The sequence below is a fragment of the Neorhizobium alkalisoli genome (genome assembly GCF_002968635.1).
Taxonomy (GTDB): Bacteria; Pseudomonadota; Alphaproteobacteria; order Rhizobiales; family Rhizobiaceae; genus Neorhizobium; species Neorhizobium alkalisoli.
Window position 1 is genome coordinate 725,472 of the sequence record NZ_PVBN01000001.1, and the last position, 22,716, is coordinate 748,187.

The 22,716-nt window shown below is 61.6% G+C and carries 32 protein-coding genes and 1 pseudogene; 18 read left to right on the forward strand and 15 right to left on the reverse strand.

The genetic code is table 11. The annotated features are described in order from the left end of the window. The first annotated feature begins 278 nt into the window (after positions 1-278). Both C5L13_RS03540 and C5L13_RS03545 read left to right on the forward strand, forming a co-directional pair. The gene (locus tag C5L13_RS03540) at positions 279-578 is read left to right on the forward strand and encodes a toxin-antitoxin system TumE family protein (RefSeq protein ID WP_105382072.1); all 300 of its coding nucleotides are present in this window, start codon (positions 279-281) and stop codon (positions 576-578) included. Then, positions 559-921 carry an HVO_A0114 family putative DNA-binding protein gene (locus C5L13_RS03545; protein ID WP_245423218.1) on the forward strand — a complete coding sequence of 121 codons (363 nt, stop codon included), beginning with the start codon at positions 559-561 and terminating at the stop codon, positions 919-921. Before C5L13_RS03540 ends, C5L13_RS03545 begins: the two co-directional genes overlap by 20 nt. Positions 922-985: 64 nt before the next feature. On the opposite strand, the gene C5L13_RS03550 is transcribed toward C5L13_RS03545, so the two are convergent. Then, the gene (locus C5L13_RS03550; protein ID WP_105381835.1) at positions 986-1,402 is read right to left on the reverse strand and encodes a MerR family transcriptional regulator; all 417 of its coding nucleotides are present in this window, start codon (positions 1,400-1,402) and stop codon (positions 986-988) included. An 84-nt stretch (positions 1,403-1,486) separates the two neighbouring features. On the opposite strand from C5L13_RS03550, the gene C5L13_RS03555 reads away from it, so the two are divergent. From C5L13_RS03555 to dmeF, 3 genes are all read left to right on the forward strand, one after another. Continuing rightward, positions 1,487-1,702, forward strand: coding sequence for a hypothetical protein (locus tag C5L13_RS03555; RefSeq protein WP_105381836.1), 216 nt, complete (start codon positions 1,487-1,489; stop codon positions 1,700-1,702). 71 nt (positions 1,703-1,773) lie between these two features. Then, positions 1,774-2,046 (forward strand): Ni(II)/Co(II)-sensing transcriptional repressor DmeR, encoded by a 273-nt coding sequence (gene dmeR, locus C5L13_RS03560; RefSeq protein WP_105381837.1) that lies wholly within the window; start codon positions 1,774-1,776, stop codon positions 2,044-2,046. Between the two features lie 29 nt (positions 2,047-2,075). Then, a complete protein-coding gene (dmeF, locus tag C5L13_RS03565) occupies positions 2,076-3,050 on the forward strand; it encodes a CDF family Co(II)/Ni(II) efflux transporter DmeF (protein WP_105381838.1) in 975 nt (324 codons plus the stop codon). A 126-nt stretch (positions 3,051-3,176) separates the two neighbouring features. Here dmeF and C5L13_RS03570 read toward each other — a convergent pair whose 3' ends face one another. The 5 genes from C5L13_RS03570 to C5L13_RS03590 form a co-directional block, all read right to left on the reverse strand. Next, positions 3,177-3,437, reverse strand: a complete 261-nt coding sequence (locus C5L13_RS03570) for a hypothetical protein (protein ID WP_158693375.1) — start codon at positions 3,435-3,437, stop codon at positions 3,177-3,179. Between the two features lie 136 nt (positions 3,438-3,573). Continuing rightward, positions 3,574-4,113, reverse strand: a complete 540-nt coding sequence (locus tag C5L13_RS03575; protein WP_105381840.1) for a hypothetical protein — start codon at positions 4,111-4,113, stop codon at positions 3,574-3,576. Positions 4,114-4,125: 12 nt separating this feature from the next. Then, positions 4,126-4,638: a DUF1697 domain-containing protein gene (locus C5L13_RS03580; protein WP_105381841.1), complete on the reverse strand. Its 513-nt coding sequence runs from the start codon at positions 4,636-4,638 to the stop codon at positions 4,126-4,128. Between the two features lie 33 nt (positions 4,639-4,671). Beyond that, a complete protein-coding gene (locus C5L13_RS03585; RefSeq protein WP_105381842.1) occupies positions 4,672-6,780 on the reverse strand; it encodes a S9 family peptidase in 2,109 nt (702 codons plus the stop codon). A gap of 186 nt (positions 6,781-6,966) precedes the next feature. Then, positions 6,967-7,212, reverse strand: coding sequence for a hypothetical protein (locus C5L13_RS03590; RefSeq protein ID WP_105381843.1), 246 nt, complete (start codon positions 7,210-7,212; stop codon positions 6,967-6,969). Between the two features lie 118 nt (positions 7,213-7,330). Between C5L13_RS03590 and C5L13_RS03595 the strand changes: the two genes are divergently transcribed. Further along, a complete protein-coding gene (locus tag C5L13_RS03595; protein ID WP_105381844.1) occupies positions 7,331-7,723 on the forward strand; it encodes a DUF930 domain-containing protein in 393 nt (130 codons plus the stop codon). A 5-nt stretch (positions 7,724-7,728) separates the two neighbouring features. Here C5L13_RS03595 and C5L13_RS03600 read toward each other — a convergent pair whose 3' ends face one another. Together C5L13_RS03600 and C5L13_RS03605 are read right to left on the reverse strand one after the other, a co-directional pair. Beyond that, a complete protein-coding gene (locus C5L13_RS03600) occupies positions 7,729-8,889 on the reverse strand; it encodes an AI-2E family transporter (protein WP_105381845.1) in 1,161 nt (386 codons plus the stop codon). Between the two features lie 87 nt (positions 8,890-8,976). Beyond that, positions 8,977-9,840, reverse strand: a complete 864-nt coding sequence (locus C5L13_RS03605) for a VOC family protein (protein WP_105381846.1) — start codon at positions 9,838-9,840, stop codon at positions 8,977-8,979. A 196-nt stretch (positions 9,841-10,036) separates the two neighbouring features. On the opposite strand from C5L13_RS03605, the gene C5L13_RS03610 reads away from it, so the two are divergent. The 6 genes from C5L13_RS03610 (at position 10,037) to C5L13_RS03635 (ending at position 12,888) form a co-directional block, all read left to right on the forward strand. Further along, entirely contained in the window at positions 10,037-10,447 is a 411-nt protein-coding gene (locus C5L13_RS03610) for a universal stress protein (RefSeq protein ID WP_105381847.1), read from the forward strand. Positions 10,448-10,462: 15 nt separating this feature from the next. Beyond that, a complete protein-coding gene (locus C5L13_RS03615) occupies positions 10,463-10,783 on the forward strand; it encodes a TraR/DksA family transcriptional regulator (RefSeq protein ID WP_105381848.1) in 321 nt (106 codons plus the stop codon). 123 nt (positions 10,784-10,906) lie between these two features. Continuing rightward, positions 10,907-11,575 carry a PAQR family membrane homeostasis protein TrhA gene (trhA, locus tag C5L13_RS03620; protein ID WP_105381849.1) on the forward strand — a complete coding sequence of 223 codons (669 nt, stop codon included), beginning with the start codon at positions 10,907-10,909 and terminating at the stop codon, positions 11,573-11,575. Positions 11,576-11,770: 195 nt separating this feature from the next. Continuing rightward, on the forward strand, positions 11,771-12,277 hold the full coding sequence (locus C5L13_RS03625; protein WP_105381850.1) for a GNAT family N-acetyltransferase: 507 nt from the start codon (positions 11,771-11,773) through the stop codon (positions 12,275-12,277). Between the two features lie 51 nt (positions 12,278-12,328). Continuing rightward, positions 12,329-12,592 carry a type II toxin-antitoxin system ParD family antitoxin gene (locus C5L13_RS03630; protein WP_105381851.1) on the forward strand — a complete coding sequence of 88 codons (264 nt, stop codon included), beginning with the start codon at positions 12,329-12,331 and terminating at the stop codon, positions 12,590-12,592. Next, positions 12,589-12,888 carry a type II toxin-antitoxin system RelE/ParE family toxin gene (locus C5L13_RS03635; RefSeq protein ID WP_105381852.1) on the forward strand — a complete coding sequence of 100 codons (300 nt, stop codon included), beginning with the start codon at positions 12,589-12,591 and terminating at the stop codon, positions 12,886-12,888. Before C5L13_RS03630 ends, C5L13_RS03635 begins: the two co-directional genes overlap by 4 nt. A 3-nt stretch (positions 12,889-12,891) precedes the next feature. Here C5L13_RS03635 and C5L13_RS03640 read toward each other — a convergent pair whose 3' ends face one another. Continuing rightward, positions 12,892-13,524 (reverse strand): LysE family translocator, encoded by a 633-nt coding sequence (locus tag C5L13_RS03640; protein ID WP_105381853.1) that lies wholly within the window; start codon positions 13,522-13,524, stop codon positions 12,892-12,894. A gap of 82 nt (positions 13,525-13,606) precedes the next feature. Then, the gene (locus C5L13_RS03645) at positions 13,607-14,149 is read right to left on the reverse strand and encodes a MarR family winged helix-turn-helix transcriptional regulator (RefSeq protein WP_105381854.1); all 543 of its coding nucleotides are present in this window, start codon (positions 14,147-14,149) and stop codon (positions 13,607-13,609) included. 88 nt (positions 14,150-14,237) lie between these two features. Between C5L13_RS03645 and C5L13_RS03650 the strand changes: the two genes are divergently transcribed. Beyond that, positions 14,238-15,173, forward strand: coding sequence for a DMT family transporter (locus tag C5L13_RS03650; RefSeq protein WP_158693376.1), 936 nt, complete (start codon positions 14,238-14,240; stop codon positions 15,171-15,173). On the opposite strand, the gene C5L13_RS03655 is transcribed toward C5L13_RS03650, so the two are convergent. Next, positions 15,164-15,733 (reverse strand): TetR/AcrR family transcriptional regulator, encoded by a 570-nt coding sequence (locus tag C5L13_RS03655; protein WP_105381856.1) that lies wholly within the window; start codon positions 15,731-15,733, stop codon positions 15,164-15,166. The two genes, C5L13_RS03650 and C5L13_RS03655, sit on opposite strands and share 10 nt — an antisense overlap. Positions 15,734-15,829: 96 nt before the next feature. On the opposite strand from C5L13_RS03655, the gene C5L13_RS03660 reads away from it, so the two are divergent. Continuing rightward, entirely contained in the window at positions 15,830-16,756 is a 927-nt protein-coding gene (locus C5L13_RS03660; protein ID WP_105381857.1) for an SDR family oxidoreductase, read from the forward strand. On the opposite strand, the gene C5L13_RS03665 is transcribed toward C5L13_RS03660, so the two are convergent. Further along, positions 16,757-17,383, reverse strand: a complete 627-nt coding sequence (locus C5L13_RS03665) for a DUF1062 domain-containing protein (RefSeq protein WP_105381858.1) — start codon at positions 17,381-17,383, stop codon at positions 16,757-16,759. It lies immediately after the preceding gene. Positions 17,384-17,728: 345 nt separating this feature from the next. Beyond that, positions 17,729-18,448, reverse strand: coding sequence for a hypothetical protein (locus C5L13_RS03675; RefSeq protein WP_105381860.1), 720 nt, complete (start codon positions 18,446-18,448; stop codon positions 17,729-17,731). A gap of 193 nt (positions 18,449-18,641) precedes the next feature. On the opposite strand from C5L13_RS03675, the gene C5L13_RS03680 reads away from it, so the two are divergent. Continuing rightward, complete coding sequence (locus C5L13_RS03680) at positions 18,642-19,052, forward strand: (R)-mandelonitrile lyase (protein ID WP_105381861.1); 411 nt, start codon at positions 18,642-18,644, stop codon at positions 19,050-19,052. 2 nt (positions 19,053-19,054) lie between these two features. Here C5L13_RS03680 and C5L13_RS03685 read toward each other — a convergent pair whose 3' ends face one another. Next, a complete protein-coding gene (locus C5L13_RS03685) occupies positions 19,055-19,480 on the reverse strand; it encodes a GFA family protein (protein ID WP_105381862.1) in 426 nt (141 codons plus the stop codon). Further along, positions 19,477-20,355, reverse strand: coding sequence for an NAD(P)-dependent oxidoreductase (locus C5L13_RS03690; protein ID WP_105382073.1), 879 nt, complete (start codon positions 20,353-20,355; stop codon positions 19,477-19,479). The genes C5L13_RS03685 and C5L13_RS03690 overlap by 4 nt, the downstream gene beginning before the upstream one ends. 107 nt (positions 20,356-20,462) lie before the next feature. Here C5L13_RS03690 and C5L13_RS03695 point away from each other — a divergent pair, with 107 nt between their 5' ends. The 3 genes and pseudogenes from C5L13_RS03695 to C5L13_RS03705 all read left to right on the forward strand — a co-directional run bounded on the left by C5L13_RS03695 (position 20,463) and on the right by C5L13_RS03705 (position 22,693). Beyond that, complete coding sequence (locus tag C5L13_RS03695) at positions 20,463-20,843, forward strand: winged helix-turn-helix transcriptional regulator (protein ID WP_105381863.1); 381 nt, start codon at positions 20,463-20,465, stop codon at positions 20,841-20,843. Between the two features lie 76 nt (positions 20,844-20,919). Then, positions 20,920-21,794, forward strand: a pseudogene (locus tag C5L13_RS03700) (aldose 1-epimerase family protein). Between the two features lie 92 nt (positions 21,795-21,886). Beyond that, a complete protein-coding gene (locus tag C5L13_RS03705; protein ID WP_105381864.1) occupies positions 21,887-22,693 on the forward strand; it encodes a class I SAM-dependent methyltransferase in 807 nt (268 codons plus the stop codon). Positions 22,694-22,716 lie beyond the last annotated feature (23 nt).

Here is a 22,716-nt window from a genome sequence, read left to right on the forward strand (position 1 = left end):
CAAAGCCGCCTGACGGCGGCTTGTTGACATGATGATCTGTCGAGCCGCCCCTTAGAGGTAGGCCCAAAAATACGAGCAGGCGGTGGTCGTGCGCGTCTTGATCATGGGGTGTTGAATGCTCCCGATCGCGGAACTTGTCAAGTGTCCTCGGGCGAAAGGATGCTCGGCAAAAACAGCACCGACCAGCCGTCCAAAGGCGACGAGAGACTAGCTTTCAATCTTGTCGTTGCAGAGTGGTTTTGATGGGGTATATTACATCAGAGGCTGCGGGGCGGCGGATGGCAAAAGCGGTACTGATTCAAAGGAGGCGCAGTTATCTCCGAGAAAACGTATTTGTGGAAATTACTGTCTGGAACGTGCCGGTTTCGCTACGCGGAAGCGCGCACGAATTTAAATACAGCATGGCTCTGGTTGCGGATGGCGATTGTGTGCTGCGCTACGACAATGAGGCGGGCAAGGGGGACCATCGACATTTCGGAGCTGAGGAAACACCTTACGCATTCCGTGGTGTGGAGCAATTACTTGCGGATTTCAGCGCCGATGTAAGAGGATGGCTGCGTGGCAACCCTGAAGGTTAAGATCGAGACATTCGAGCAGTCCATGGCTTCAGTCGTGGAGGCCGTCAAGGCGACGGAAGTCGGCATTCGGAAAGCTGCCGAAAACGTCCTGTCCTTTCCGTCCTGGGAAGCCCTCCACCGTGTCCTGGCACCCAAGAGGCTAGAGATCGTCCAGGCGATGACGGGCCAAGGGCCTTTGAGCATCCGCGAGGTAGCCCGCCGTGTTGGGCGGGATTTCAAGGGCGTTCACACCGATGTTGAGATGCTGCTTGGCAGCGGCGTCATCGACAAAGCTGAAAACGGCGGTGTTGTGTTTCCCTATGACCGTATCCACTTGGAATTCGACATCGAGGCCGCAGCCTGAATAAGACGCCTTAAGGCTCAGCGCCTTGCGATGACAGGCCCTTGAACTCGCCTCTAGCCCGCCGTCAATGTTCTCCCTCGCAGAGTCCGTGATCCGACAGGGCGCGGATCACGTAACATTCTTCGATCGAATGGCCGCCGTCGCAATGGGAGACGATCCGGTCGAGTTCCTGCTCGAGCTTCCTCAGTCTCGCGATCTTCTCGCGCACCGCCGCAAGATGTTCGGCCGCGATCCTGTCGGCATCGGCGCAGGGCTGCTGCGAATGTTCGCTCAACCTGATGAGTTCGCGGATCGCCGGAATGTCGAGGCCGAGATCGCGCGCATGGCGGATGAAGGCGAGCCGCTCGAGATCGCTTCTTTCGTAACGCCGCTGATTGCCTTCCGAACGTTCGGCAGCTTTCAACAGGCCCATCTGCTCATAATAGCGAATGGTCGGCACCTTTACCCCGGTGCGCTTTGACAGACTGCCGATCGACAGCATGGGCGAAATTTCCTCTTGAAGCTCTAGTGACTGTAGGAATTATCTAGGTGATCACCGGACAAGGCGCAAGCGAGAGGTGACGTGATGGATACGAGCTGCAACCACTGCCACGGCAGGTTCCACGAATTTTCCAGGGGTCATATCCGGGCCTTCTGGGCGCTCGTCGCCATCGCAGCCGGCTTCTGGCTGATCTTGGCGATGGAGGTCCTCCGGCGCTCGCGGGAAGAGCGGAGGCCGGGGGATAATCCGGAACGCGGCAGCTTCTTCTTAAACGGCGCGGATGATGCTCATCCGCGATAGGCGGACATGGCCCGTTTGCATCCCGGCTCCATTCCATATAGCCTACCCCCCTATACTAATTGGAGCCGCTCATGACGCATACCATTCGGGAGAAGACAAAGCTTCTGGCGCGGGTGCGTCGGCTGAAGGGGCAGATGGAGGCGGTCGAACGGGCGCTGGAGGCGGAAGCGCCTTGCGGCGAGGTGTTGCGGCAGCTTGCCTCGATTCGCGGCGCGCTCGCCGGGCTGACAGGCGAGGTGATGGAAGATCATCTCCATGAGCATGTTCTGCATGCCGCAGATGAGAAGCAGAGGGCGCAGGCGGCGGACGAACTCGCCGAGGCGCTCAGAACCTATATCCGCTAACGGGTTCGACACCGAAAGGGAGAAATGGAATGGCTCATTCCGTCGAGGAGCTGAAGCACGACCACGTATTTCTCGGCGCCGATCACGAGCGCAACGAACGCAAGGTCTGGCTGGTGATTGCGCTGACGGCAACGATGATGGTCGCGGAGATCGTCGCCGGTTCGATCTTCGGTTCGATGGCGCTGACGGCCGACGGCTGGCATATGTCGACCCATGCGGGCGCCATGCTGATCTCGGCGCTCGCCTATCTTTACGCCCGTCGTCAGGTCCGCAATCCGCGCTATACGTTCGGGACGGGCAAGCTCGGCGATCTCGCCGGGTTTGCGAGCGCCATCGTGCTGGCGCTGGTCGCCCTTCTGATTGCCTGGGAAAGCGCCATCCGTCTCGCCCGTCCCGTCCCGATCGATTTCGACCAGGCGATTCTGGTCGCCGTCCTGGGGCTCGGTGTCAATCTCGCGAGCGCCTGGCTTCTACGGGAGGATCACCATCATTCTCACCGTGGCGCTCACGCCATCCACGAGCACGAAGGCAGCCATCATCAGCATCATCACGGGCACGACCACGGCCATCACGCGGAGGATCACAATCTGCGTGCGGCCTACCTGCACGTGCTGGCCGATGCGCTGACCTCGGTGCTGGCGATCCTGGCGCTGATCCTCGGGCGCATCTACGGCTGGAATGCGCTCGATCCGCTGATGGGTATTGTCGGCGGTCTGGTGATCGCGCGCTGGTCCTTTGGGCTGATCCGCGTCACGGCCGGCGTGCTGCTTGATGCGCGGCCGGACGACGATGACCTCGCCGGCGAAATCCGCCGGACTGTGGAAACGGAGGAGGATAGGATTGCCGACCTGCATGTCTGGCAGGTGGGGCCGGGGCACCATGCGGCGATCGTTGCCCTGATAACGCCAAAACCCCGGCCGCCTTCCTTCTACAAGGAAAAGCTCCGAGCGATCGCGACCCTGTCGCATGTCACGGTGGAGGTGACGCCGGCGGATGCGGCATAAGCAATTCCAGGAAAAGTGGGAACCGGTTTTCCGTCCGGAATTGCGCCGAGACTTTAGGGGAATTCCAGGAAAAGTGGGAACCGGTTTTCCGTCCGGAATTGCATCAGTCGTTGAAGGTCAGGAGTATCAGGTGAATTCCTGGTAGATGCCTTCCACCCAGTCCTGCGGAATGGCCGGCATCGGCTGTTCGGCTGCGGCATCGCCGGTTTCCATGACCCAGAGGGCATTGGCGAGCGACGACGAAAGCAGCGTGCTGCTGCCGGTCAGCGCGTTGGGAGAGCGCTGGATGGACAGCGTCTCGCGCTGGGGCGCTTCTTCCGTCTTCCGGTCCACCTCCGGCGTCCGGTTGGGATAATAATAGCCGCTGAGGCCGCTATCGATCTTCATGGCAAACACGCCCGTGTTCAGAATGGTTAACGAAGGGTTAACGACTGAAGCTTGCGCGAGGCTTGCGGCGGGTGTTTTGGGTTGACGAGGGACTCTTGACAAAAAACGTGGCCGGCCCGTGCTTCGCGGCGGTTCCTTATATGTTCATGCCGCGGCGAAATCTGTCGATGATCGCGGTCGTCAGCCGCTGATTGTTCCGATACCAGCTGTCTTCGGTGAAGAAGACCGGTTCGTCCGGGGCCCAGCCGCTCATGGTGAAATCGCTCTGGCGGGAGAAGAAGGCGATGAACTCTTCCTTCGTTGCCCATGTGGCGATGGCCGCGTCCGGAAAATGACCGTCCTGAATATCGCAAAGGATAATGCCGGCGTCCGTACGGATCAGTCCGTGGCCGCAGAAGTCGCGGTGGAATTGGTGGATCAGGCCTTCGCCGATTTTCGCCTGCTGCAGCTGGTCCCAGAGCTGCCGCGCCCTTTCCGCGCCGAGCGGCTTGCGGGACAGCCGGTCGCGCAGTTCTGCCGCGCGGCTATCCATCTCGTCTTCGCTGGCGTTGATGAGAGGGTAGGGCGGCCAGTCGGCACCCCTGTTCTTCCGCTGCCGCCATATGGACCAGGAAATCGTGCCGACGACATAGGCGATGATGGCGAAGCAGACGATGGGAATGATGATACCTGCCATCGTATCGCCTGCCTATTCCATCGCCCGCGCCATTTCGGCGAGCTTGCGGACGGTATTGAGATTGCGCGACGTGCCGGTTTTGAGTGCCGTCAATTTCAGCTTCGAGCGGCCCGAACCGTTCGGGTAGTGAACATAGATCTCACGGCCGGCGATAACCGCTTCCTCGCTATCAGGCGCGACCATCCCGTCGAGCGCCTTGGCCGGCGCCTTTTCCTGCAGGAAATGGATCAGCAGGAAGTTCGGCTTGGCATCGGGAAAGGGCGCATTCGCCGCGATCTCCTCAAGCTCCTCCGTCGTGCGCACCATGACGCCCGGCTTCCTGCCAAATTTCCTGCCGAGCGCCTCGTCGAGCTTGTCGGCGACGACCGCTTCCTTTTCATCGGAGCGGAACAGGACATTGCCGCTCTGAATATAGGTCCTGACGTCCTCGAACCCGAGATCCTCGCAGATCGCCTTGAGCTCGGTCATCGGCAGTGCCATCCCGGTAACATTCACCGCGCGCAGCAGAGCCACATAGACGGTCATCGTTTTCACCTCCCGGGAATGTAGCCCTCCCCTCTAAACCTTCCCCGCCACCTTGATGGCAAACGCATATTCGAAGGCGATTTCTTCCAGCCGCTGGAAGCGGCCGGACTTGCCGCCGTGACCTGCCGCCATATTGGTCTTCAAAAGATAGGGACCTGCCTCCGGTGCCGTTTCGCGCAGCTTCGCCACCCACTTGGTCGGCTCCCAATAGGTGACGCGCGGGTCGGTCAGGCCGGAAAGCGCCAGGATCGGCGGATAGGGCTTTGCGCCGACATTGTCGTAGGGCGAATAGGCGGCGATCCATTGATACTCGTCGAGCGACTCGATCGGGTTGCCCCATTCGGGCCATTCCGGGGGCGTCAGCGGCAGCGTGTCGTCGAGCATGGTGTTCAAGACGTCGACGAAGGGCACGGCGGCGATGATGCCGGCGAATTTTTCCGGCGCCATGTTGGCGATGGCACCCATCAGCATGCCGCCGGCCGAACCGCCCTCGGCGATGATCTTCGAGTAGGACGTGAACTTCTGTTGATGCAGATAGTCGGCAGCGGCGATGAAGTCTTTGAATGTGTTCTGCTTCTGCTCCATCTTGCCGCTTTCGTACCAGGCAAACCCCTTGTCCTTGCCGCCGCGGATATGGGCGATGGCGTAGACGAAGCCGCGGTCAGCGAGCGAGAGGTTGTTGGTGTTGAAGCCTGCGGGAATGGTGATGCCATAAGCGCCGTAGCCATAGAGCAGGCAGGGCGCCGAGCCGTCGAGCGGCGTGTCCTTGCGATAGAGCAGCGAAATAGGCACCAGTTCTCCGTCATGGGCCGGGGCCATCACCCGGCGCGTGACATAGTCGTCCGGATTGTGGCCGGAGGGCACTTCCTGGGTCTTCAGCAGCACCCGTTCGCGCGTCGCCATGTCGTAATCGAAGAGTTGGGAGGGCGTCGTCATCGAGGAATAGGAGAAGCGGATGACATTGGTGTCGTATTCCGCAGCACCCTGTAGCCCCAGCGAATAGGCCTCTTCCGCAAAGGCGATGGCGTGTTCCTCGCCGCTCTCCCGGTCGCGGATGATGATCTGCGGCAGGCCGTCCTTGCGCTGCAGCCAGACGAGGTGGCGGGCGAACGCCATATGGGAAATGATCAGCCGGCCGGGTTCGTGCGGCACGACCTCGGTCCAGTTCTCCTTGCCCGGCGCGTTGACGGGCGCCTCAACGATCTTGAAATCCTTCGCTTCGCCGTCATTGGTCAGGATGTAGAAGACGTCGCCGCCTTCCGTCATCGAATATTCCACGCCTTCCACCCGTTCGGCGACCAGCATCGGTTCGGCCGTCAGGTCGCTGGTCGAGAGAAGGCGGTATTCCGAGGTCTCGTGGTCGTGGATGTCGATATAGATGAAGTCGTCGAGTAGCGATCCGCCGACGCCCATGAAGAAGCCCGGATCCTCTTCCTCGTAGACCAGCCGGTCTTCCGATTGCGGCGTCCCCACGATGTGGTGAAAGACCTTGGAGGGCCGGTGGTTCTCGTCCTGAACGGTATAGAAGAAGCTCTTGCCATCGGGCGCCCAGACACCGCCTCCTGCCGTATTCTCGAGCACGTCCGAAAGGTCTTCGCCGGTCAAGAGATCGCGGATGCGGAGCGTGAAATATTCCGAACCCTTGTCGTCGTAACCCCAGATACCCTTGGCGTGATCCGTGGTGTGGTCGATGCCGGAGAGGCGGAAATAATCCTTGCCCTCGGCTTCCTTGTCGCCGTCGAGCAGGACCTGTTTGTCGCCGCCGTCACGGGGTGTGCGGAAATAATGCGGCTGTTCGCCGCCCGTCACGTAGAGCGTGCCGTAGGCGAAGGCGCCGTCTTTCATCGGCACAGAGGAATCGTCTTCCTTGATGCGGCCGCGCATCTCGGCAAACAGCACCTTCTGCAGGTCGGCCGTATCGCCCATGGCCGCTTCCATATAGGTGTTTTCGGCCTCCAGATGCCGGCGGATCTCCGGGTCCAGGATCGAGGGATCCTTGAACATCGCCTGCCAGTTGTCGGCACGGAACCAGGCATAGTCGTCCACGCGGGAAATGCCGTGGCGGGTGTCGGAGACCGGCTTCTTCGGCGCGACGGGGGCCGCGGGAAGATGGGCAAACGGCTTTTTCGGGGCGGTGTCCAAGGAAGCACTCCGGATTGTCTGAAAGGAGTGCCAGAGATAGGTGTCGCCTGGGCTGGAGGCAAGCGGGAAGGTAGGTGCGTTATTTCTTGTCGTGGCGCTTGGCGTCACGTTCGTTCTGCCAATAGACGAAAGCTGCAATCAACAGCAGCCCCACCATCGGGGTCAGAAGCAGCATAAGGTTCTCGATCATCTATTCAGCCTTTCAAGCACCTTCATCGCCGTTAAATGTAGCGTGACGCCAATAATAAAACAAGCAACGGGCGTGCCCAGAGCCACGGCGCTGGCTAGGCCGCCGTTACTTTCCCCGTAGATAAGACGGGTAATCGGTGTGAGAGTTCCCACGAGTATTGCCCCGATGCCGATATTGTTGAGAAACGTCGCGCGCAGCTTGATCTGTTCTTTCTCCGTATCCGAAAGCGCCTCTTCTGCCATTGATCCCGCTATCCCCAGTCCCGATCACATCACCCTATTTCCCGTTCTGGTAGGTGGTCAACGGGTCGTCCATCTCCTAGTTTCCGCGCCGTCCGAGTCAGATTGGATGGGAATGCCCATGAAAAAACACTGGTCGCTGGCAGCATTGTTCGTTCTTTCCGCCCTGCCGGCACATGCTCTCGACTCCCGTATCGCCAAGCAGCTCGACGCGCTTGCGCCTGACGAACGCCGGGAGCAGCGTTGCGATCTCGAAGCGATCGACCGCATCAAGAAAGACGCCGAGGGTGAATACAAGCCCGACAAGGTGATCGCCTACACCTTTGCCGACCCGATCGAGACCGGCAACTTGATCCGCGCGCCCGGTGCCGTTTTCCGCAGCGGCGGCGATTGGTACCGCCTGAAGTACAAGTGCGAGACCGGCGAGGAAGGCCTGACGGTCATGTCCTTCGACTACAAGATCGGTTCGAAGGTGCCCCGCAACGAGTGGGAGCAGCATTACCTCTATGAATGAGATGGTCAGCCGGGCAGGTTGGGCGTCGTCTTGCGCTCCGGGAAAAGTTCGGAGAGCGTCGTCATCACGATGAGGGAGAGCGGCAATGCCAGCATGGCGCCGACCGCTCCCCACATCCAGGTCCAGAACAGGATGGCGATAAACACGACGAAGGGATTGATCTCCCATTGGCGGCCCATGATCGCAGGAAAGATCAGGTTCTCCATCACGAGGTGGACGGAAAAGAAGATGAAGGCCGGAATGAGCCCGACGAAGACCGCGTCGTGCGTGAGGATCCCGGCAATCGCGACCGAGAGGGTCATCAGCGTGATGCCGAGAAACGGAATGAAGCTGGAGAGAAACGCGAACATGCCCCACAGCATCGGCATGGCCAGCCCGCCGAAATAGGCGATCAGCGTCATCGACACGCCGAGCGCGAGATAGAGCACGCTGGCGGTCGCGAAATAATAACCCAGCACCTGATCGATCGAGTTCAGCACCCGGATCGCCATCAGCCGCTGACGCCGCGTCGGAAAAGCCAGGATGATCGTCCTCCTCAGCTTCAGTCTGCCGTAGAGGAAAAGCAAAAGCGCCGCGAAAAAGATCAACCCCTGGATGATCGCGGGCGTCAGGTTGGCGGTGATTACGCCCAGGATGTTGCTGGAGTTCTCGATCAGGGCCTGCATCGACATCGGCCCGGTCTCGAAGGTCGCCGGCGAGACGTTCAGCCAGTGCTGGCTTTCCAGGAAGGGCATGATGCGGTTGATCGTCCGCTCCATGAAGTTCGGGCCTTCCTTGATAAGGATGCTGACGGGTTCGGCCAGTGAATTGATAATCAGGAAAAGCACCGCGAAAACGAGCGTCGAGAGGATGAACGCGATCCCGAAACGCGGCACGCCCGCTTCCCCCAGACGGTCCGCCACACGCCCGAGGATCAGGCCGACCACGATGGCGAGCGTGACCGGGATCAGGATCATCGACATGTAGTGAAGGATGGCAAAGAATGCGATCCCGAAGATGCCGATCACCGCCCAGGCCATGGCTACATCGAGAGCCTCCCGGCCGAGCGGCGTATGCTCGGTCACATCTTCTTCTTCCGGATAGATGCCGACCGCTTCCTTGCGGTTGGTCGCAAGCTCCAAAGGTAGTTTTTTCGGCTTTGCGCCGCGCGCACCGAATATGGCCATGTTCCAGCGGTCCCCGTGATGCCTTTTAACGCGAAAGCGGCGCTCCGGTTCCGGAGCGCCGCCTTGCGGGGAAAACGCGGGAAAAACTTACGCTGCGAGCGTCAGGCCGATGCCCCAGGGGTCCTTCAGAGACCACCCTTCGGCGGTTTTCGTGGCGGCGATCTCCTGGCGGTCGAGAGCCGCCAGCGCCGTGTCCAGCGTTTCCTTGTCGTTGAAGACAACGCTGTAGTCCGAAAGGCCGGTCATGTTGTCCTGGCGGACGCCGGCGCCGCGGCTGTTCCAGATATTGGCGGCGATATGGTGGTGATAGCCGCCGGTGGCGAAGAAACTCGCACCCGGATATCGGGCCATGACCTTCAGGCCGAGGACGTCCCGGTAGAAGGCATCGGCTTCCGGAATGTCGCCCACCTGCAGATGGATGTGGCCGACGGCGGTTCCATCCGCCATGCCGCCCCAGTTCTCCTTCGGTGCCATCTCGTAGAGCGCCTGCAGGTTCAGCCGTTCGGTCGCCATCTCCACCGTGCCGTCCTGGTGATAGGTCCATTCTTCCGGCGTCCGGTCGCGATAGATCTCGATGCCGTTGCCTTCGGGGTCCGACAGATAGATCGCTTCGCTGACCAGATGGTCCGAGGCGCCGTCGAGGCGGACGTTGTTGTGCGCGGCATGGGCCAGCCAGTGGGCGAGCTCCTGCCGGTTCGGCACCAGGAAGGCGGTGTGGAACAGGCCGGCGGCATTGCGTGGCGCACGGGCGACGTTGTTGCCCGTCGAAAGCGTCAGCAACGGCTGGCCGCCGGCACCCAGCACCTCGCCGCTCGGGCTTTTTTCGAGCACCTTGAGGCCGATGATCTGCCGGTAGAAGTCGGAGACTTTGGCAAGATCCCCGACGATGAGATGGGCGCCCTTGACATGCGCCGGGCGCGTCAGCGCGAAAGGTTGTACATTGCCGTTCATAGGAACATCCTCATTGGTCGGGCGCTTCAGCGCCGTGTTGAAGGCAATATGGCGCAGGCAGGCCGTTCACGAAAGATCGCGAAAAGACGATTCATCGTTTCAAAAAAGTAGACAATGAGGGGTGGCCTTTTGATCTCGATCAACGCAGTCCATCGGCTGCGGTCCTAAAAACAATGCAAAGAAAGAGGAAGGTGAAATGTACGCAAAGATCATCGTCGCGGTGGACGTAGCTGAACTGGAGAAAGGGGAGAGGATCTTCCGCAAGGCAACCACGCTTCTCGATGCTGCAGGCAGCCTGGTTCTGCTCAATGTGGTGGAAGACCTGCCCGGCTACTACGTGGCCGATATCTCGGTCGACCTGATGGTCAAGGCACGCCAGGAATCCGAACAGCTTCTTGTTGGCCTGCGCGAGAAGGTCGGCCTCGCCGCCGATATCGAGATACGCCAGGGTGCTCCGGCGCGGGAGATCCTGGCCGCCGCCGAACACCGGAAGGCGGATCTCATCATCGTCGCCTCCCATGTGCCGGACATTTCGAACTACTTCATCGGCGCCACCGCCGACCGGGTCGTGCGCCACGCCAAATGCTCGGTGCTGATCGACCGCTGAGAAGGAGTTGCCGAGATGGATGTCGCCAGATACGAACACATACTGCAGGCCCGCAAGGCGGAACTTGAGAACCGGCTGAGCCGGATCGAGCAAGATTTCACCACGCCGCGCAATCCCGATGACGACGACCGCGCCGTCGAGCGCAATAACGACGAAGTACTGGAAGAGCTGGGTGAGGTTGGCGAGAAGGAACTCGTCGCTATCGATGCCGCACTCGCCCGGATCGATGCCGGCACCTTCGGAACCTGCGCGAAATGCGGCCAGCCGATCGCCGAAAGACGGCTCGATGCCGTGCCGCACACCCCGCTGTGCCAGGTTTGCGCCGGCGAGGACTAGGCAGAAGGGTTTACGCTGGAAGGCTGAGCCGGAAGGTTAAAACCTAAAACCTAATGTGAAACGCTTGTCTCTTGCCTTCCGCCGCTGCTATGGCCATTCTGAAACGGGGAGGCGGAAAGCAGGATGAGCGAACTCTTCAACTTCGGACGGCGTTACGATTTTCACGAGATTGTCGCGGATGGAATCATCAACGGCATCGGGATCGTTTTTGCGCTGGTCGGGGCAACCGCGCTGATCTTTTATGCGATGCTCTGGTCGAGCCACGGCGAGATCATCGCTGCATGGGTCTACGGCCTCGGCCTTGTTCTCTGCCTGTCGATTTCGTTTACCTACAACATCTGGCCGCATTCCCGCACCAAATGGTTCCTGAGACGTCTCGACCACTCGGCGATCTTTATCCTGATTGCCGCGACCTATACGCCTTTCCTGCAGCGTGGCTCGGGGGATGCCTGGATCTTCGCCATGCTGCTGGCGATCTGGGCGACGGCGGTCGTCGGCATCCTGCTGAAATGCCTGTTTCCCGGTCGCTACGACAAGCTGACGATCCTGCTCTATCTCGGCATGGGCTGGAGCGGCGTGATGGTCATGGGGCCTGTTTCCACCTATCTGCCGTCGGTCACCGTATGGCTGATCGTGATCGGCGGGCTTATCTATTCGCTCGGCGTGATCTTCCACGTCTGGGAGAGGCTGCGCTTTCAGAACGCCATCTGGCACGGCTTCGTGGTCGCCGCCGCCGCGGTGCATTACGGCGCGGTGATGACCTGTTTCAGCCTTTCGGGCGGCGGGCTCTGAAGTCGGCCCGAAGGCCGCCATATCCTCAATGATACCGTCAAAGCTCTTACCGTCGTTCCGCTGATCCTGATGGCGAAGAATGTTGCGGGACGGCCATTTTGGGCTTTGCTCCTCTAGCACCTCACAGAGCGGCTGGACAAAGGTCGGCAGACGTCTCATAAACAAGACGTAATCTACTATAATGGACGAGCGACCATGGCCTTTACCGTTTACCTTCGCGATGCCACCGAAGCCGATCTCCCGGGTATCATGGAAATATACAATGACGCGGTCGCCCATACCACGGCGATCTGGAACGAGGTTCTGGTCGACCTCCAAAACCGGAAGGAATGGTTTTCCGCCCGGAAGGCGAAAGGTTTTCCGGTCCTGGTTGCCGAGGTGGACGGCAAGGTTGCGGGCTATGCGTCCTACGGCGACTGGCGCGCTTTCGATGGCTATCGCCACACGGTCGAACATTCGGTCTATGTGCATCGGGATGCCAGGGGCGGCGGCATTGGCCGGCTGTTGATGCAGGAGCTGATCGCCCGCGCCGCCGCCAATGGCGTGCACGTGATGATCGCTGCGATCGAATCCGAAAACGCGGCCTCGATCCGCCTCCACGAGACGCTCGGCTTTCGCGTTGCCGGCAACTTCTCCGAAGTCGGCACAAAGTTCGGCCGCTGGCTCGACCTCACCTGCATGGAGTTGAAGATTCCGGGCTGACGTTGATAACAATGACAGGGCTTGGTATCCTTTTAACAAAGGAGCTAAGCCATGGTCAGCGACGTGGATCTCGGAAAACATCTGGAAGACTATGTCGATGAACTGGTGAATGCCGGACGATATCGCTCGCGCGACGATGTTCTGCGAGAAGGTCTGCGGCTACTGGAAATCAAGGAGCGGCGACGGGCTGAGCTTGAAGCTGCATTGGCCCGCGGATTGGCGGATTCCGAGGCGGGAAGGGGAACTCCTGCCGAGGAGGTTCTGGCAGATTTCGAGGCGCGCTATGCGGCCGCGACGAAAGACCGTAGGGCGTGATCGTCAACTTCACCCCTGAAGCACGTGGCGACCTCGACAGAATCTGGGCCTATATTGAACAAAGTAATCCCCGGCGCGCCATCAGTTTCGTGCGTGAAATCGTCGGGCGAAGCGTGGCCCTCTCGGATATGCCTCTTCGATACCCGCTTGTGCCGGGGCATGAAGTGAGCGGCATCCGCAGGGTTCCCCGCGGCAACTACCTGATTTTCTACCGCATTGTGGACGAGCGGGTCGATATCCTGCACATTCTCAACGGCGCTCAGGATTACAAGGCCATCCTCTTTCCCGACGAATAATCCCTAGCTCCGCTGCAGCGCCAGATGGGCGCCGAGACCGACGAGGAGCGCGCCGCCGGCCCGTTGCATCAGCCGCTGCGCGCCACTCGAGCGCCTCAGCCGGGTGATCACCGCGCCTGCCAGCAGGACGCAGACGATGTCTGCCGAGGAGAACATCAGGTTGACGATCGTGCCGAGAATGACGAACTGCAGCCAGACCGGGAAGGCTGCGGATGCATCGATGAACTGCGGCAGGAAGGCGAGAAAGAAGATCGCCGTCTTCGGATTCAGCACCTCGACCGTAATGCTTTCGAAAAATGCCCGCCGGCCGGATTTTTGCGCAATCTCCGGAAGTTCGGCATCGCCTGCCGCCTTGGCGCGGAAGAGCGAGATGCCGAGCCAGACAAGATAGGCTGCACCGGCAAACTTCACCGCCATATAGAGCATCGGCACCGCGTGAAAAAGCACCGAAAGCCCGGCGGCGGCGGCGAACACATGGGCATAACCGCCGATATGGATGCCGATCGACGCCATCAGTCCCGACCAGCGGCCGCCAGCCAGTGTCTGGGCCGCGGCATAAAGCATGGCGGGGCCGGGGATGTAGGCAAACACCGCGGTGGTCGCGAGGAAAGCGATAAACAGCTCGGTCGAAGGCATATGCGGCTCCTTGGGGTCACCGAGGCATCATTGCAGCAGCTTGCGCCTGGCTGCAAGCCGCTCGAGGGGAGCGGTTTCCGCCTCAGTTTTCCTCGATCTTTTCCGCTCGCGCGGCGAGATGTGCCTCGACCGTCAGGTTCAGCTCCCGCAGCAGCGCGGAAATCTGCCGTTTCTTCTCCGGATCGAACGAGGCGATGGCATCGGCTTCGTTGGCCATGTCCCGCCGGAATGCGGCTTCGGCCCGGCGAAGGCCTTCATCGGTGAGCTGGACCGCAAGACTGCGCCCATCATTTTCCGAAGGTACGCGCTTGACGAGGCCCGCCTTTTCCAGCCGCGCCAGCCTGTGTGTCAGGCTGCCCGAGGCGATCATCAGCGAGCGATAGAGTTCGGTGGGCGTCAGCCGGTAGGGCGGGCCTGAGCGTCTAAGTGTCGCCACCACGTCGAACTCGCCGCGGTCGAGCCCGAAGGAGGCGAATGTCGCCTCGATGGAGGGCGTCACCAGCCGCGACAGCCGGTAGATGCGGCCGAGGATCTCCATCGGTTCCGTACTCAGATCCGGCAGTTCCTTTTCCCATTGGGCGCGTGCCCGGTCGATGTGATCCTGCGGTTTTGCTTCGCGGCTCATGCGGCTTTCCATGCTGTTTCAAAACTATCTTGACATGAAGATAAATAATGTGCAAATATCTTCACATGAAGATAAATGGGAGGCCGCAATGACCCTGCATGCCCTACGGAAGTCTTTCGCCGTGCCGTTGATCGTGCAGATGCTCGTCTGCTCCTTTCTGTGGGCAAGCGCCTTCATCCTGCTGAAAGTCGCGGGAACCTCGCTTTCGCCGCTGGCACTGACCGCCCTGCGAGGATTGATGGGCGGCGGACTGATCGCAGCCTTCATGGCGGCAACCGGACACCAAGTCCTCCCGCGCGGCCGCGAGGTCCGTGACTGGATCATCCTCGGTTTCCTGCAGGGCGTCGTGCCCAACGCGCTGACGGCCTATGCGCTCACCCAGATCTCGGCCGGCCTGACCTCGATGATCCAGGCTTCCACGCCGCTCATCGTTGCGGTTTTGGCGCAGGCCCTGTTCGCGAGCGAGCGCCTGACGCTCAAGCTGGCGCTCGGGCTCGCCACCGGTTTCGCCGGAATGGTTCTGCTGATCGGCCCCGCAGCGTTCGGCGCGGATGACATCAGCCTGAACGGCGTTGGCGCCATGGTGATCGTGGCGCTCAGCTACGCGCTCGGAAACCTCTATGTACGTGCGATCCCGGACCCGCGGCCGATGCGGCTTGCGCTCGGCCAGCAACTCTTTTCCGGCCTGCCGACCTTTGCGGTCGTGGTCTATCTCGGCGGGATGTCGTCCTTCGCGCCGGCGCTCGATGCGGCGGTCATCCTGCTGGTGCTCGGCGTCTTCGGAACCGCCTTGCCGATCGTCCTCTATATGAACATCCTGAAAAAGGCCGGTCCCACCGTCGGTTCGATGAACGGTTATTTCCTGCCGCTCTGGACGATCCTGCTCGGTTTCGTCCTGCTTGGCGAACCGGTGAGCCTGCGCGAAATCGCCGCTACGGCCATCGTGCTGGCAGGCGTTGCGATCGTATCGCTGAAGGGCGCTTCGTTCCGCTTCCCGCGGCTGCGGCCAAGTTCCTACCCGTGAGACAGGCGCATCGCCGCCAGAAACGCCTCCAGGCTTTTGCGCACATGCGCGTCGATCGTTCCGGTCGGGTTGAACCCCCACCAGAGAAGGCTGCCCTGCCATTGGGACGCCATCAGCATACCGATATTGTCAGGCGTGCCGGCCTTCTCTGAAAAGCAATCGGTTATGGCGCTGGAAAGCCGCTCGCCCCAGGCGGTGCCGCGCTCCCGCAGCAGAGGATCGCGAAAATCCTCGCGCAGCATCAGCAGTCCTTCCGCATAGGCTTCGATGCCGCCATAATCGCCGGACAGCGCGACGAGAATATCCACCGCGCCCCCGGGCGTCCTGGGCGCTGCCGAGATGGCCGCTTCCGTCTTGGCATCGAGCTCGTCCCAGGCATGCAGCAAGGCTGCTCGGGCAAGTTCTTCCTTGTTGCGGAACCGCTGCACCAGCGTCGAAGGCGAAAGGCCGGAGGCCGTGGAAAGGGAGGCGAAGGTAAGCGCGTCCGGGCCCTTTTCGTGCATCAGTTTCAGCGCCGCCTTCAGCACATCGCCATCCGGCATGGTTTTTGGTCTCGGCATCTTGCCTCGCGAATAATAAACGAATAAACGTTTATATATTGAAATTGCCCTTGAAGCCAGTTCTAGCTGTGCGGAATGCGAAGGGAAGGAGGTCCCATGTCGGATTTAGGAAAAAAACCGCTGACCGGGAAGATCGCGCTGGTGGCGGGTGCCACGCGAGGCGCGGGCAGGGGGATTGCGGTCGAGCTCGGTGCCGCCGGCGCGACGGTCTATTGCACCGGCCGCTCGACGCGCGGAAAGCGCTCCGAATATGATCGGCCCGAGACGATCGAGGAGACGGCAGCATTGGTGACCGAAGCGGGCGGCACCGGCATAGCCGTCGCTGTCGATCATCTCGTCGCGGAGGATGTGGCGGTTCTGGTCGAGCGTATCCGCAGCGAACAGGGCGGGCTCGATATCCTCGTCAACGACATCTGGGGCGGCGAGCGTCTGTTCGAATGGGACAAGGCGGTCTGGGAGCATGATCTGCAGAATGGCCTTCGCCTGCTCCGGCTGGCGATCGATACCCATCTGATCACCGCCCATCATGCGCTGAAGCTGATGATCGAAAGGCCGGGCGGGCTGCTGGTGGAAGTCACCGACGGCACGGCGGAATACAATGCCGATCACTACCGACTGTCGCCCTTCTACGACCTTGCCAAAACCTCGGCGACGCGGATGGCCTGGGCGCATGCGAAGGATCTCGAAAAGCACGGCTGCATGGCGGTCTCGATCACGCCCGGCTGGCTGCGGTCTGAAATGATGCTGGAGGCATACGAGGTCAGCGAGGCGAACTGGCGCGACGCGACCAGGATCCAGCCGCATTTCTGCATCTCCGAGACGCCGCATTTCATCGGCCGGGCGATCGCCTCGCTGGCCGCCGATCCGGGCCGCGCGAGATGGAACGGCCAGTCGCTCTCGAGCGGCGGGCTCGCTAAGGTCTATCAGTTCGATGATATCGACGGCTCGCGGCCGGATTGCTGGCGCTACCTGAAAGAGGTTCAGGAAGCGGGCAAGCCGGCCGACGCCACGGGTTATCGCTGATCAGCCGCCCATCGCCGCCCGCCCCATCGCCAACCGTTCGACCTCGTCACGCAGGTCGAGCGTGATCAGGGTGCCGTCGCGGATGCCGCGTTTCAGCGTATCCTTCCGCGCCGGCTCGACCCGGATATCGCCCGCCTCGAAAAGCACCTGCAGCCGGCTGCGGGAAAGCGGCAGTTCCGCCGCCAGCAGCCGGTCGAGCCGCAGGCCGAAGGGATAGGGCAGGGCAAGCGTGATCCCGATCCGCCGCCAGTCCGCGTCGTGGCGCAGGACCTTCCTGCCCATGCCGATGTCCCCGCTTTCCTCGATGCGGCCTGCGCAGGCCTTCAGCCCTTCCTGATCGAATTCGAGGCCCGCCACATAGCCGGGCGCGCTCGCCTGCAGCGCTTCCAGCAGAGCCGGATCTAGCGAGCGGACGGATTGCCGTTCGAAGATCGGCCGGTTCCAGGTGCCGTCGCAATCGACGCATTTGTAGATGAGCCAGGCGTCGAGCTGTTTGCCGTTGGCGTTGAGGCGGGTCCGCCCGCTGGAGCGGAAGGGTCTCGTGTCGCCGCAGGAACTGCAGCGGAGTATCGCTTGGGGTGGAGTTTTGGGGGTGAGGGTCCATTCAACATGAAGGATGTCGCACATGCCGTTTTGATCTTCCGGTCAGGAAGTTCATGCGGAACGGCGGTCGAGAAGCCCTCTTGCGGGCGCGGCGTGGCGATGGTCCGGACTTATGGAGAAGAAAGCGTCGGGCGTCTCAGGGCGGCTTTCGAGCAGCACTGGCAGATCAATGCCAAACCGGTCTCAAGCCGCCACCCCGATGAACAGAATTACCCACGCGGCGGCGATCGGCCTGCCCGCATGGAAGGGTGAAACTGTCGAGACCGGGAATTACTTAGGCAAAATGAACCTCAAAAGCCGACGCTCTTCGGTTGCAATCGATAACAGACGGCACGGAAAAGTCAAAGCGGGCGATCTTTTCCGCGAGCATCATTCGTCCGTCATGGGGCTGAACTCCATGCCGTCGCCGACCTGTTCCAGCGTCACCGTCGATGGCCCGGGCAACTTCAACTTTTTCGTTTTCGTGGCGTCGTTCCGGATATTGCCCGTGATCACCCTGAGGCTTCGGGTCCCGTAATCCGCAATGATCCGTTTGGTGTCGCCCTTGGCCCGATGGGTATAGTCGTGGTCGAACCGGGAAAGGACGAAATCGTCCTTTCTCCATTTGAAGGAATAGGTCTTGTCCCACATGCCCCAGCCGCCGGCCGTCGCGAAATAATGCAAGGAAATGGTAAGCGTACCCCGCTTGATGGTCAGGGCGCCGGAAGCGGCGTCGAAATAGTCTTCGACGAAGCTGCTGGTGGCGCGCGGGATCAGCTGATGATTGGCGGTAATCCGCTGATAGCCTTTGCGGGCTCCGAAAGCGACCACCAGCATACGCGGGCCGACAAGCGGCTCGCCGGTTGGGTCGAGATCCGGCTTTTCCGATTGAAGGACGAGCGCCAGATCGGCCCGCTTGTCGCCATCGAGATCGCCGGATGCTTCCGCCTCCAGGGTCCATCCGGCAGGAACCAGTTCCGCGCGTGTTGCGACAGCGGCGGGAAGGCTGGGATAATCGACGGGCGGCAGGCCGTCGTCCTCCGCCGATGCTGCGTCGATCCCCGCAACCGCAATTGCGACAGCAAGTAATGCCGGGAGAATGAAGCGCATCCGGGACCCCCTTGGTTTGCATAGTCCCCGCAGCCTGTCGCGGATGGCGCGCGGCAAGCCGGGGCAAAGCTACGGTATACGCTCGCGCCAGCTAAGAAAGCCACCGCCGCGATATTCTTCGCGAATGGGCTTAATTCTCGATGACCTCCTCCTATGTGAGGGGGAGAGAGCAAATAGCGGGAGGACATCGACCATGGACATCAAGCGCAGCGGTTCGCAGCCGTCCAAGAAACAGCCAGGGGACTATTTCACCGGCGCGGTCCGCCTCGATCCGCTCAACGAAGCGCAGGCGCCCGCCCGTGTTGTCGCGGCATCCGTCACCTTCGAGCCCGGCGCCCGCACCAACTGGCACACCCATCCGCTCGGCCAGACGCTGGTCGTCACCGCCGGCTGCGGCCTGGCGCAGGTCTGGGGTGAGCCGATCCGGACGATCCGCCCCGGCGACGTCATCTGGTTCCCGCCGGGCGAAAAACACTGGCACGGGGCAACGGCGACCACCGCCATGACCCATATCGCCATCCAGGAGGCCCTCGACGGCAAGACGGCGGAATGGCTGGAGCCGGTCGCCGACGATCAGTATTCCGGCGATGTCGCGAAGGACTGAGGTCAGTCCTTCTGATCGATCGCTTCGTCGAGCCCGTACCAGCCGTGTTTGCGCCTGGCCCAGAAGAGGGCTGCGGGCGGCGCGAAATCGGGATCGCCGAAGCAGCCGACGGAAACCACGAGCGCTCCCGGCATCACTTCCGCCTCCATGTAGAGCAGCGTCCCGCAGGTCGGGCAGAAGATCTGGTCCATCCAGTGGCCCTTGTCGGTCATGCGCCGGAAACGTCGGCGTTCGCCCACGTCCTCGACCACAGCCTCGACATTGAACCGCGCCCGATAGGCGAAGGCGGTGCCGGTCGCGCGCTGGCATTCGAGGCAGGCGCAGGCATAGACCCGAAGCGGTTCGCCGCGAAATGAGAGCCGCAAGCCGCCGCAGGAGCAGCCTGCGGTGCGGGTGTCCGCACGGTCCGAGGCCCGGTCGCCGGTCACGCCGGGACCATGAAGCGGGCGAGCATCGCAAAATCGTCGTCCTGGTGGCCCTTGGCGATCGCCGTCTCCAACAGACTTCCGAACGCATCGGAGATTGCGGGATTGATGCCGCGCTCCCGCACGATCTCGCGCAGATGGTGGAAGGCCGCGCTATGGGCGGCGATGCTCGCGAAGGTGTCTTCGTCGCCGTGGTCGCGGCCGTCACGAACGCGCTGCATGAGGTCCTGCGTCGCCGCGTCGATGACCGGCTGGCTCTGCTTCAGGAAGTTCGCATAGGTGTCTGCGTCGATATTTTCGGCACGGGTCACGGCGAGCGCCTGAAGCGCGCCAAACAGCGTGCCCCACATCTGCGCGAGAAGCGCGCTGTCGAGTGCCGAGGCCGTGCCGAAATCCTCGCCCACGAAGGCGGACTTGCCGCCGAGCGCCATAAACAAAGCCGCATGCTTTTCGAAATGCGGTCGCGAGCCGCTGTAAAGGACCAGCGTTTCCGGATCCCCGATCATGTTCGGCGTGGTCATGATGGCGCCGTCGAGATAGGCGATCCCTTGCCTCACGGCCCACTGGCCCGTCTCGCGGCCCGTCTTCGGCGAACCGGATGTGAGCTGCACCAGAAGCTTGCCCTTCAGCACCTCCGTCACCGCAGGCCGGCGCAGCTGCGCATCGGAGGCGGCATAGTCGAGCAGGTTGACGATTGCGATGTCGGCTCCGCCGATCGCCTCTTCCGGCGTCGCCTTCGCTGTCGCGCCGAAGGCCGCGAGCGCTTCGGCCTTTTCGGCCGTCCTGTTCCAGACATGCACGTCATGGCCGTTTTTCAACAATGTCCTGACAAGCGCTGTGCCCATCCGGCCGGCGCCGAGAAAGCCTATTGTGGTCATCGGGTCGAACTCCATATTTAACACGCCCTCTGATATGGCTGCCGGCCGGCTGGCGGTAAATTACGTACCTTCGGGTAAGCGGTTACGTTGAGGTAAGGAGATCAAAGATGAAACGGCTACCGGACGACGATTGCGGCTTTGCGAGCGCCCTCAACGTGATCGGCGGAAAATGGAAGACCGACATCCTCTGGGAGATCAACGTAGCGCCGCGCCGCTTCGGCGAGCTGAGACGCATCCTTGCGGGCGTCAGCGAGAAAGTTCTCGCCCAGCAGCTTCGCGAGATGGAGGCAGACGATCTGATCCGCCGCGAGGTGTTTCCGGGAAAGGTGCAGCGGGTGGAATATTCGGCGACGGAATTCGGCCGCAGCCTCAATCACGCGGTTGGCGTCATGGCGGACTGGGGCAAGGGCTACGAGATTCGCATGGCCCAGAAGGCCGAAGAGCAGGCCGAGGAGCAGGCCGAGAGGTCGATCGCGCTCAGCGCCTGATTATTTGTTGCCTTGATACGGGCTTCATCCGGCCCTGATATCACCTCTCCAGATCAAAATCCCAAGAGGAGCCGCCATGCCCAGCCAGACCCGCATCGCAAACCAGCATCTGACGGTCGATGTCTCTTCTCTCGGTGCGGAAATGCAGAACCTCACGACGGCCGATGGCCGCTCCTGGCTGTGGAATGGCGATGCAGCTTTCTGGAACGGCCGCTCGCCGGTGCTTTTTCCGATGGTCGGCAAGGCGCCGGAAAACAGGATCAGCATCGAGGGTAGATCCTATGAGATGGGCCAGCACGGTTTTGCCCGCAGGGCGGAATTCGCGCTTGGCGCTTCCAGCCAAACCATGTGCCGCTATGAACTGGCCGCCTCGGAAACCACGCGGGCCATTTATCCGTTCGAATTCCTGCTGGCGGTGGAGCACGCGCTGGACGGTCTGAAGCTCACCGTATCGGCGGAGGTGGAAAACCGCGATACTCGACCGATGCCCTTCGGCCTCGGCTTCCATCCGGCTTTCCTCTGGCCGCTGCCGGACGCTGATGGGCAGGCTCATACCGTGACGCTCGACAACCATGCCGAACCGGCGCTCGTCCGCCTCGGCATGGATTGATAGACCCCGAAAAGCTTGCTTCGCCGTTCAAGGAGGGCCGGCTCACGCTCGATCATGCCATGTTCGACGCCGATGCGATGATCTTTCCCGAAGGCGCCGGCGAAGGTCTCGTCTATGCCGCCGAAGGCGGGCCGGCGCTCAGGTTCTCCTTCGAAAACCTGCCCAACCTGGCCCTCTGGCAAAAGCCTGGCGCACCCTTCATCTGCATCGAGCCCTGGCACGGCACGGCAGCCGAACTCGGTGGTTCCGACGACCTCGCCGAGCGCCCCTGGAGCGTCATCCTGCAGCCGGGAAGAAAGGCGCGGTTTGCCTTCACGGTGGAACTGCCCGGCCAGGTTTGAGGGCCTCCATCGCCGGTCTACCTCCCTCGGACTATTTTCCGGAAAGGCGGACGCAAGTATCATCTAGGCCGCACATTGGCGGAGGATGGGCAATGACCGAAGCTTCCCGGCATGACGCGTGGCAGATGGGCGACAGCTACGACCTCTATATGGGCCGATGGAGCCGGCAGATCGCACCACTTTTCCTCGAATGGCTAAGGCCCGGACGCAAGCTTGACTGGCTGGAGGTCGGCTGCGGCACGGGCGCGCTGTCGGCGGCGATCCTCGCCGGCTGCGATCCTCGAAGCCTGATCGGCATCGATCCGTCGGAAGGGTTCCTGAACAAGGCGCGGGCGAATGTGAAGGATCCGCGGGCGGGGTTTCGCGTGGGCGACGCGCAAGCGCTGTCGCTCCCTTCGGGCACGATGGACATCGTCGTTTCCGGGCTGATGGTCAACTTCGTGCCCGACAGACAAAAGGCGTTGCAGGAAATGGCGCGCGTCGCGAGGGCAGGTGCCACTCTGGCCTTCTATGTCTGGGATTATCCGGGCGGTGGCATGGGGTTCATGCGCGCATTCTGGACGGCAGCCGGCGCGCTGGACCCCGCTGCCCGCGAGCTTAGCGAGGACCGCCGCTTCCCCTTCTGCACCCGGGATCAGCTGGCCGATCTGGCGCGGCAATCGGGATGGGCGGATGTCGAAGCGGGCGAGGTCGAGGTTCCGACACGCTTCAAGAATTTTGAAGATTTCTGGCGCCCCTTCACGCTCGGCGCGGGGCCGGCGCCCGGCTATTGCGTCAGCCTGCCGGCCGAACAGCGGCAACGGCTCAAGGAAAAACTGGAGGCCGATCTTCGTTACGAGAGCGACGGCTCCGTTGCCTTTCGGGCAAAGGCCTGGACCATCCGCGGTCGGGCGATCTAATCCCCCATCCCGGTGGCGTGGCA

Excerpts from the sequence above, each read along its gene's own strand:
- C5L13_RS03555 (WP_105381836.1), top strand. The coding sequence starts at position 1,487 with ATGGATACGAGCTGCAACCACTGCCACGGCAGGTTCCACGAATTTTCC.
- C5L13_RS03695 (WP_105381863.1), top strand. The coding sequence starts at position 20,463 with ATGAAACGGCTACCGGACGACGATTGCGGCTTTGCGAGCGCCCTCAAC.
- C5L13_RS03605 (WP_105381846.1), bottom strand. The coding sequence starts at position 9,840 with ATGAACGGCAATGTACAACCTTTCGCGCTGACGCGCCCGGCGCATGTC.
- C5L13_RS03690 (WP_105382073.1), bottom strand. The coding sequence starts at position 20,355 with ATGACCACAATAGGCTTTCTCGGCGCCGGCCGGATGGGCACAGCGCTT.
- C5L13_RS03650 (WP_158693376.1), top strand. The coding sequence starts at position 14,238 with ATGACCCTGCATGCCCTACGGAAGTCTTTCGCCGTGCCGTTGATCGTG.
- trhA (WP_105381849.1), top strand. The coding sequence starts at position 10,907 with ATGAGCGAACTCTTCAACTTCGGACGGCGTTACGATTTTCACGAGATT.
- C5L13_RS03660 (WP_105381857.1), top strand. The coding sequence starts at position 15,830 with ATGTCGGATTTAGGAAAAAAACCGCTGACCGGGAAGATCGCGCTGGTG.
- C5L13_RS03575 (WP_105381840.1), bottom strand. The coding sequence starts at position 4,113 with ATGGCAGGTATCATCATTCCCATCGTCTGCTTCGCCATCATCGCCTAT.
- C5L13_RS03615 (WP_105381848.1), top strand. The coding sequence starts at position 10,463 with ATGGATGTCGCCAGATACGAACACATACTGCAGGCCCGCAAGGCGGAA.
- C5L13_RS03680 (WP_105381861.1), top strand. The coding sequence starts at position 18,642 with ATGGACATCAAGCGCAGCGGTTCGCAGCCGTCCAAGAAACAGCCAGGG.
- dmeF (WP_105381838.1), top strand. The coding sequence starts at position 2,076 with ATGGCTCATTCCGTCGAGGAGCTGAAGCACGACCACGTATTTCTCGGC.
- C5L13_RS03590 (WP_105381843.1), bottom strand. The coding sequence starts at position 7,212 with ATGGCAGAAGAGGCGCTTTCGGATACGGAGAAAGAACAGATCAAGCTG.
- C5L13_RS03675 (WP_105381860.1), bottom strand. The coding sequence starts at position 18,448 with ATGCGCTTCATTCTCCCGGCATTACTTGCTGTCGCAATTGCGGTTGCG.
- dmeR (WP_105381837.1), top strand. The coding sequence starts at position 1,774 with ATGACGCATACCATTCGGGAGAAGACAAAGCTTCTGGCGCGGGTGCGT.
- C5L13_RS03595 (WP_105381844.1), top strand. The coding sequence starts at position 7,331 with ATGAAAAAACACTGGTCGCTGGCAGCATTGTTCGTTCTTTCCGCCCTG.
- C5L13_RS03630 (WP_105381851.1), top strand. The coding sequence starts at position 12,329 with ATGGTCAGCGACGTGGATCTCGGAAAACATCTGGAAGACTATGTCGAT.
- C5L13_RS03550 (WP_105381835.1), bottom strand. The coding sequence starts at position 1,402 with ATGCTGTCGATCGGCAGTCTGTCAAAGCGCACCGGGGTAAAGGTGCCG.
- C5L13_RS03655 (WP_105381856.1), bottom strand. The coding sequence starts at position 15,733 with ATGCCGAGACCAAAAACCATGCCGGATGGCGATGTGCTGAAGGCGGCG.
- C5L13_RS03610 (WP_105381847.1), top strand. The coding sequence starts at position 10,037 with ATGTACGCAAAGATCATCGTCGCGGTGGACGTAGCTGAACTGGAGAAA.
- C5L13_RS03540 (WP_105382072.1), top strand. The coding sequence starts at position 279 with ATGGCAAAAGCGGTACTGATTCAAAGGAGGCGCAGTTATCTCCGAGAA.
- C5L13_RS03570 (WP_158693375.1), bottom strand. The coding sequence starts at position 3,437 with ATGAAGATCGATAGCGGCCTCAGCGGCTATTATTATCCCAACCGGACG.
- C5L13_RS03705 (WP_105381864.1), top strand. The coding sequence starts at position 21,887 with ATGACCGAAGCTTCCCGGCATGACGCGTGGCAGATGGGCGACAGCTAC.
- C5L13_RS03640 (WP_105381853.1), bottom strand. The coding sequence starts at position 13,524 with ATGCCTTCGACCGAGCTGTTTATCGCTTTCCTCGCGACCACCGCGGTG.
- C5L13_RS03645 (WP_105381854.1), bottom strand. The coding sequence starts at position 14,149 with ATGAGCCGCGAAGCAAAACCGCAGGATCACATCGACCGGGCACGCGCC.
- C5L13_RS03625 (WP_105381850.1), top strand. The coding sequence starts at position 11,771 with ATGGCCTTTACCGTTTACCTTCGCGATGCCACCGAAGCCGATCTCCCG.
- C5L13_RS03600 (WP_105381845.1), bottom strand. The coding sequence starts at position 8,889 with ATGGCCATATTCGGTGCGCGCGGCGCAAAGCCGAAAAAACTACCTTTG.
- C5L13_RS03580 (WP_105381841.1), bottom strand. The coding sequence starts at position 4,638 with ATGACCGTCTATGTGGCTCTGCTGCGCGCGGTGAATGTTACCGGGATG.
- C5L13_RS03665 (WP_105381858.1), bottom strand. The coding sequence starts at position 17,383 with ATGTGCGACATCCTTCATGTTGAATGGACCCTCACCCCCAAAACTCCA.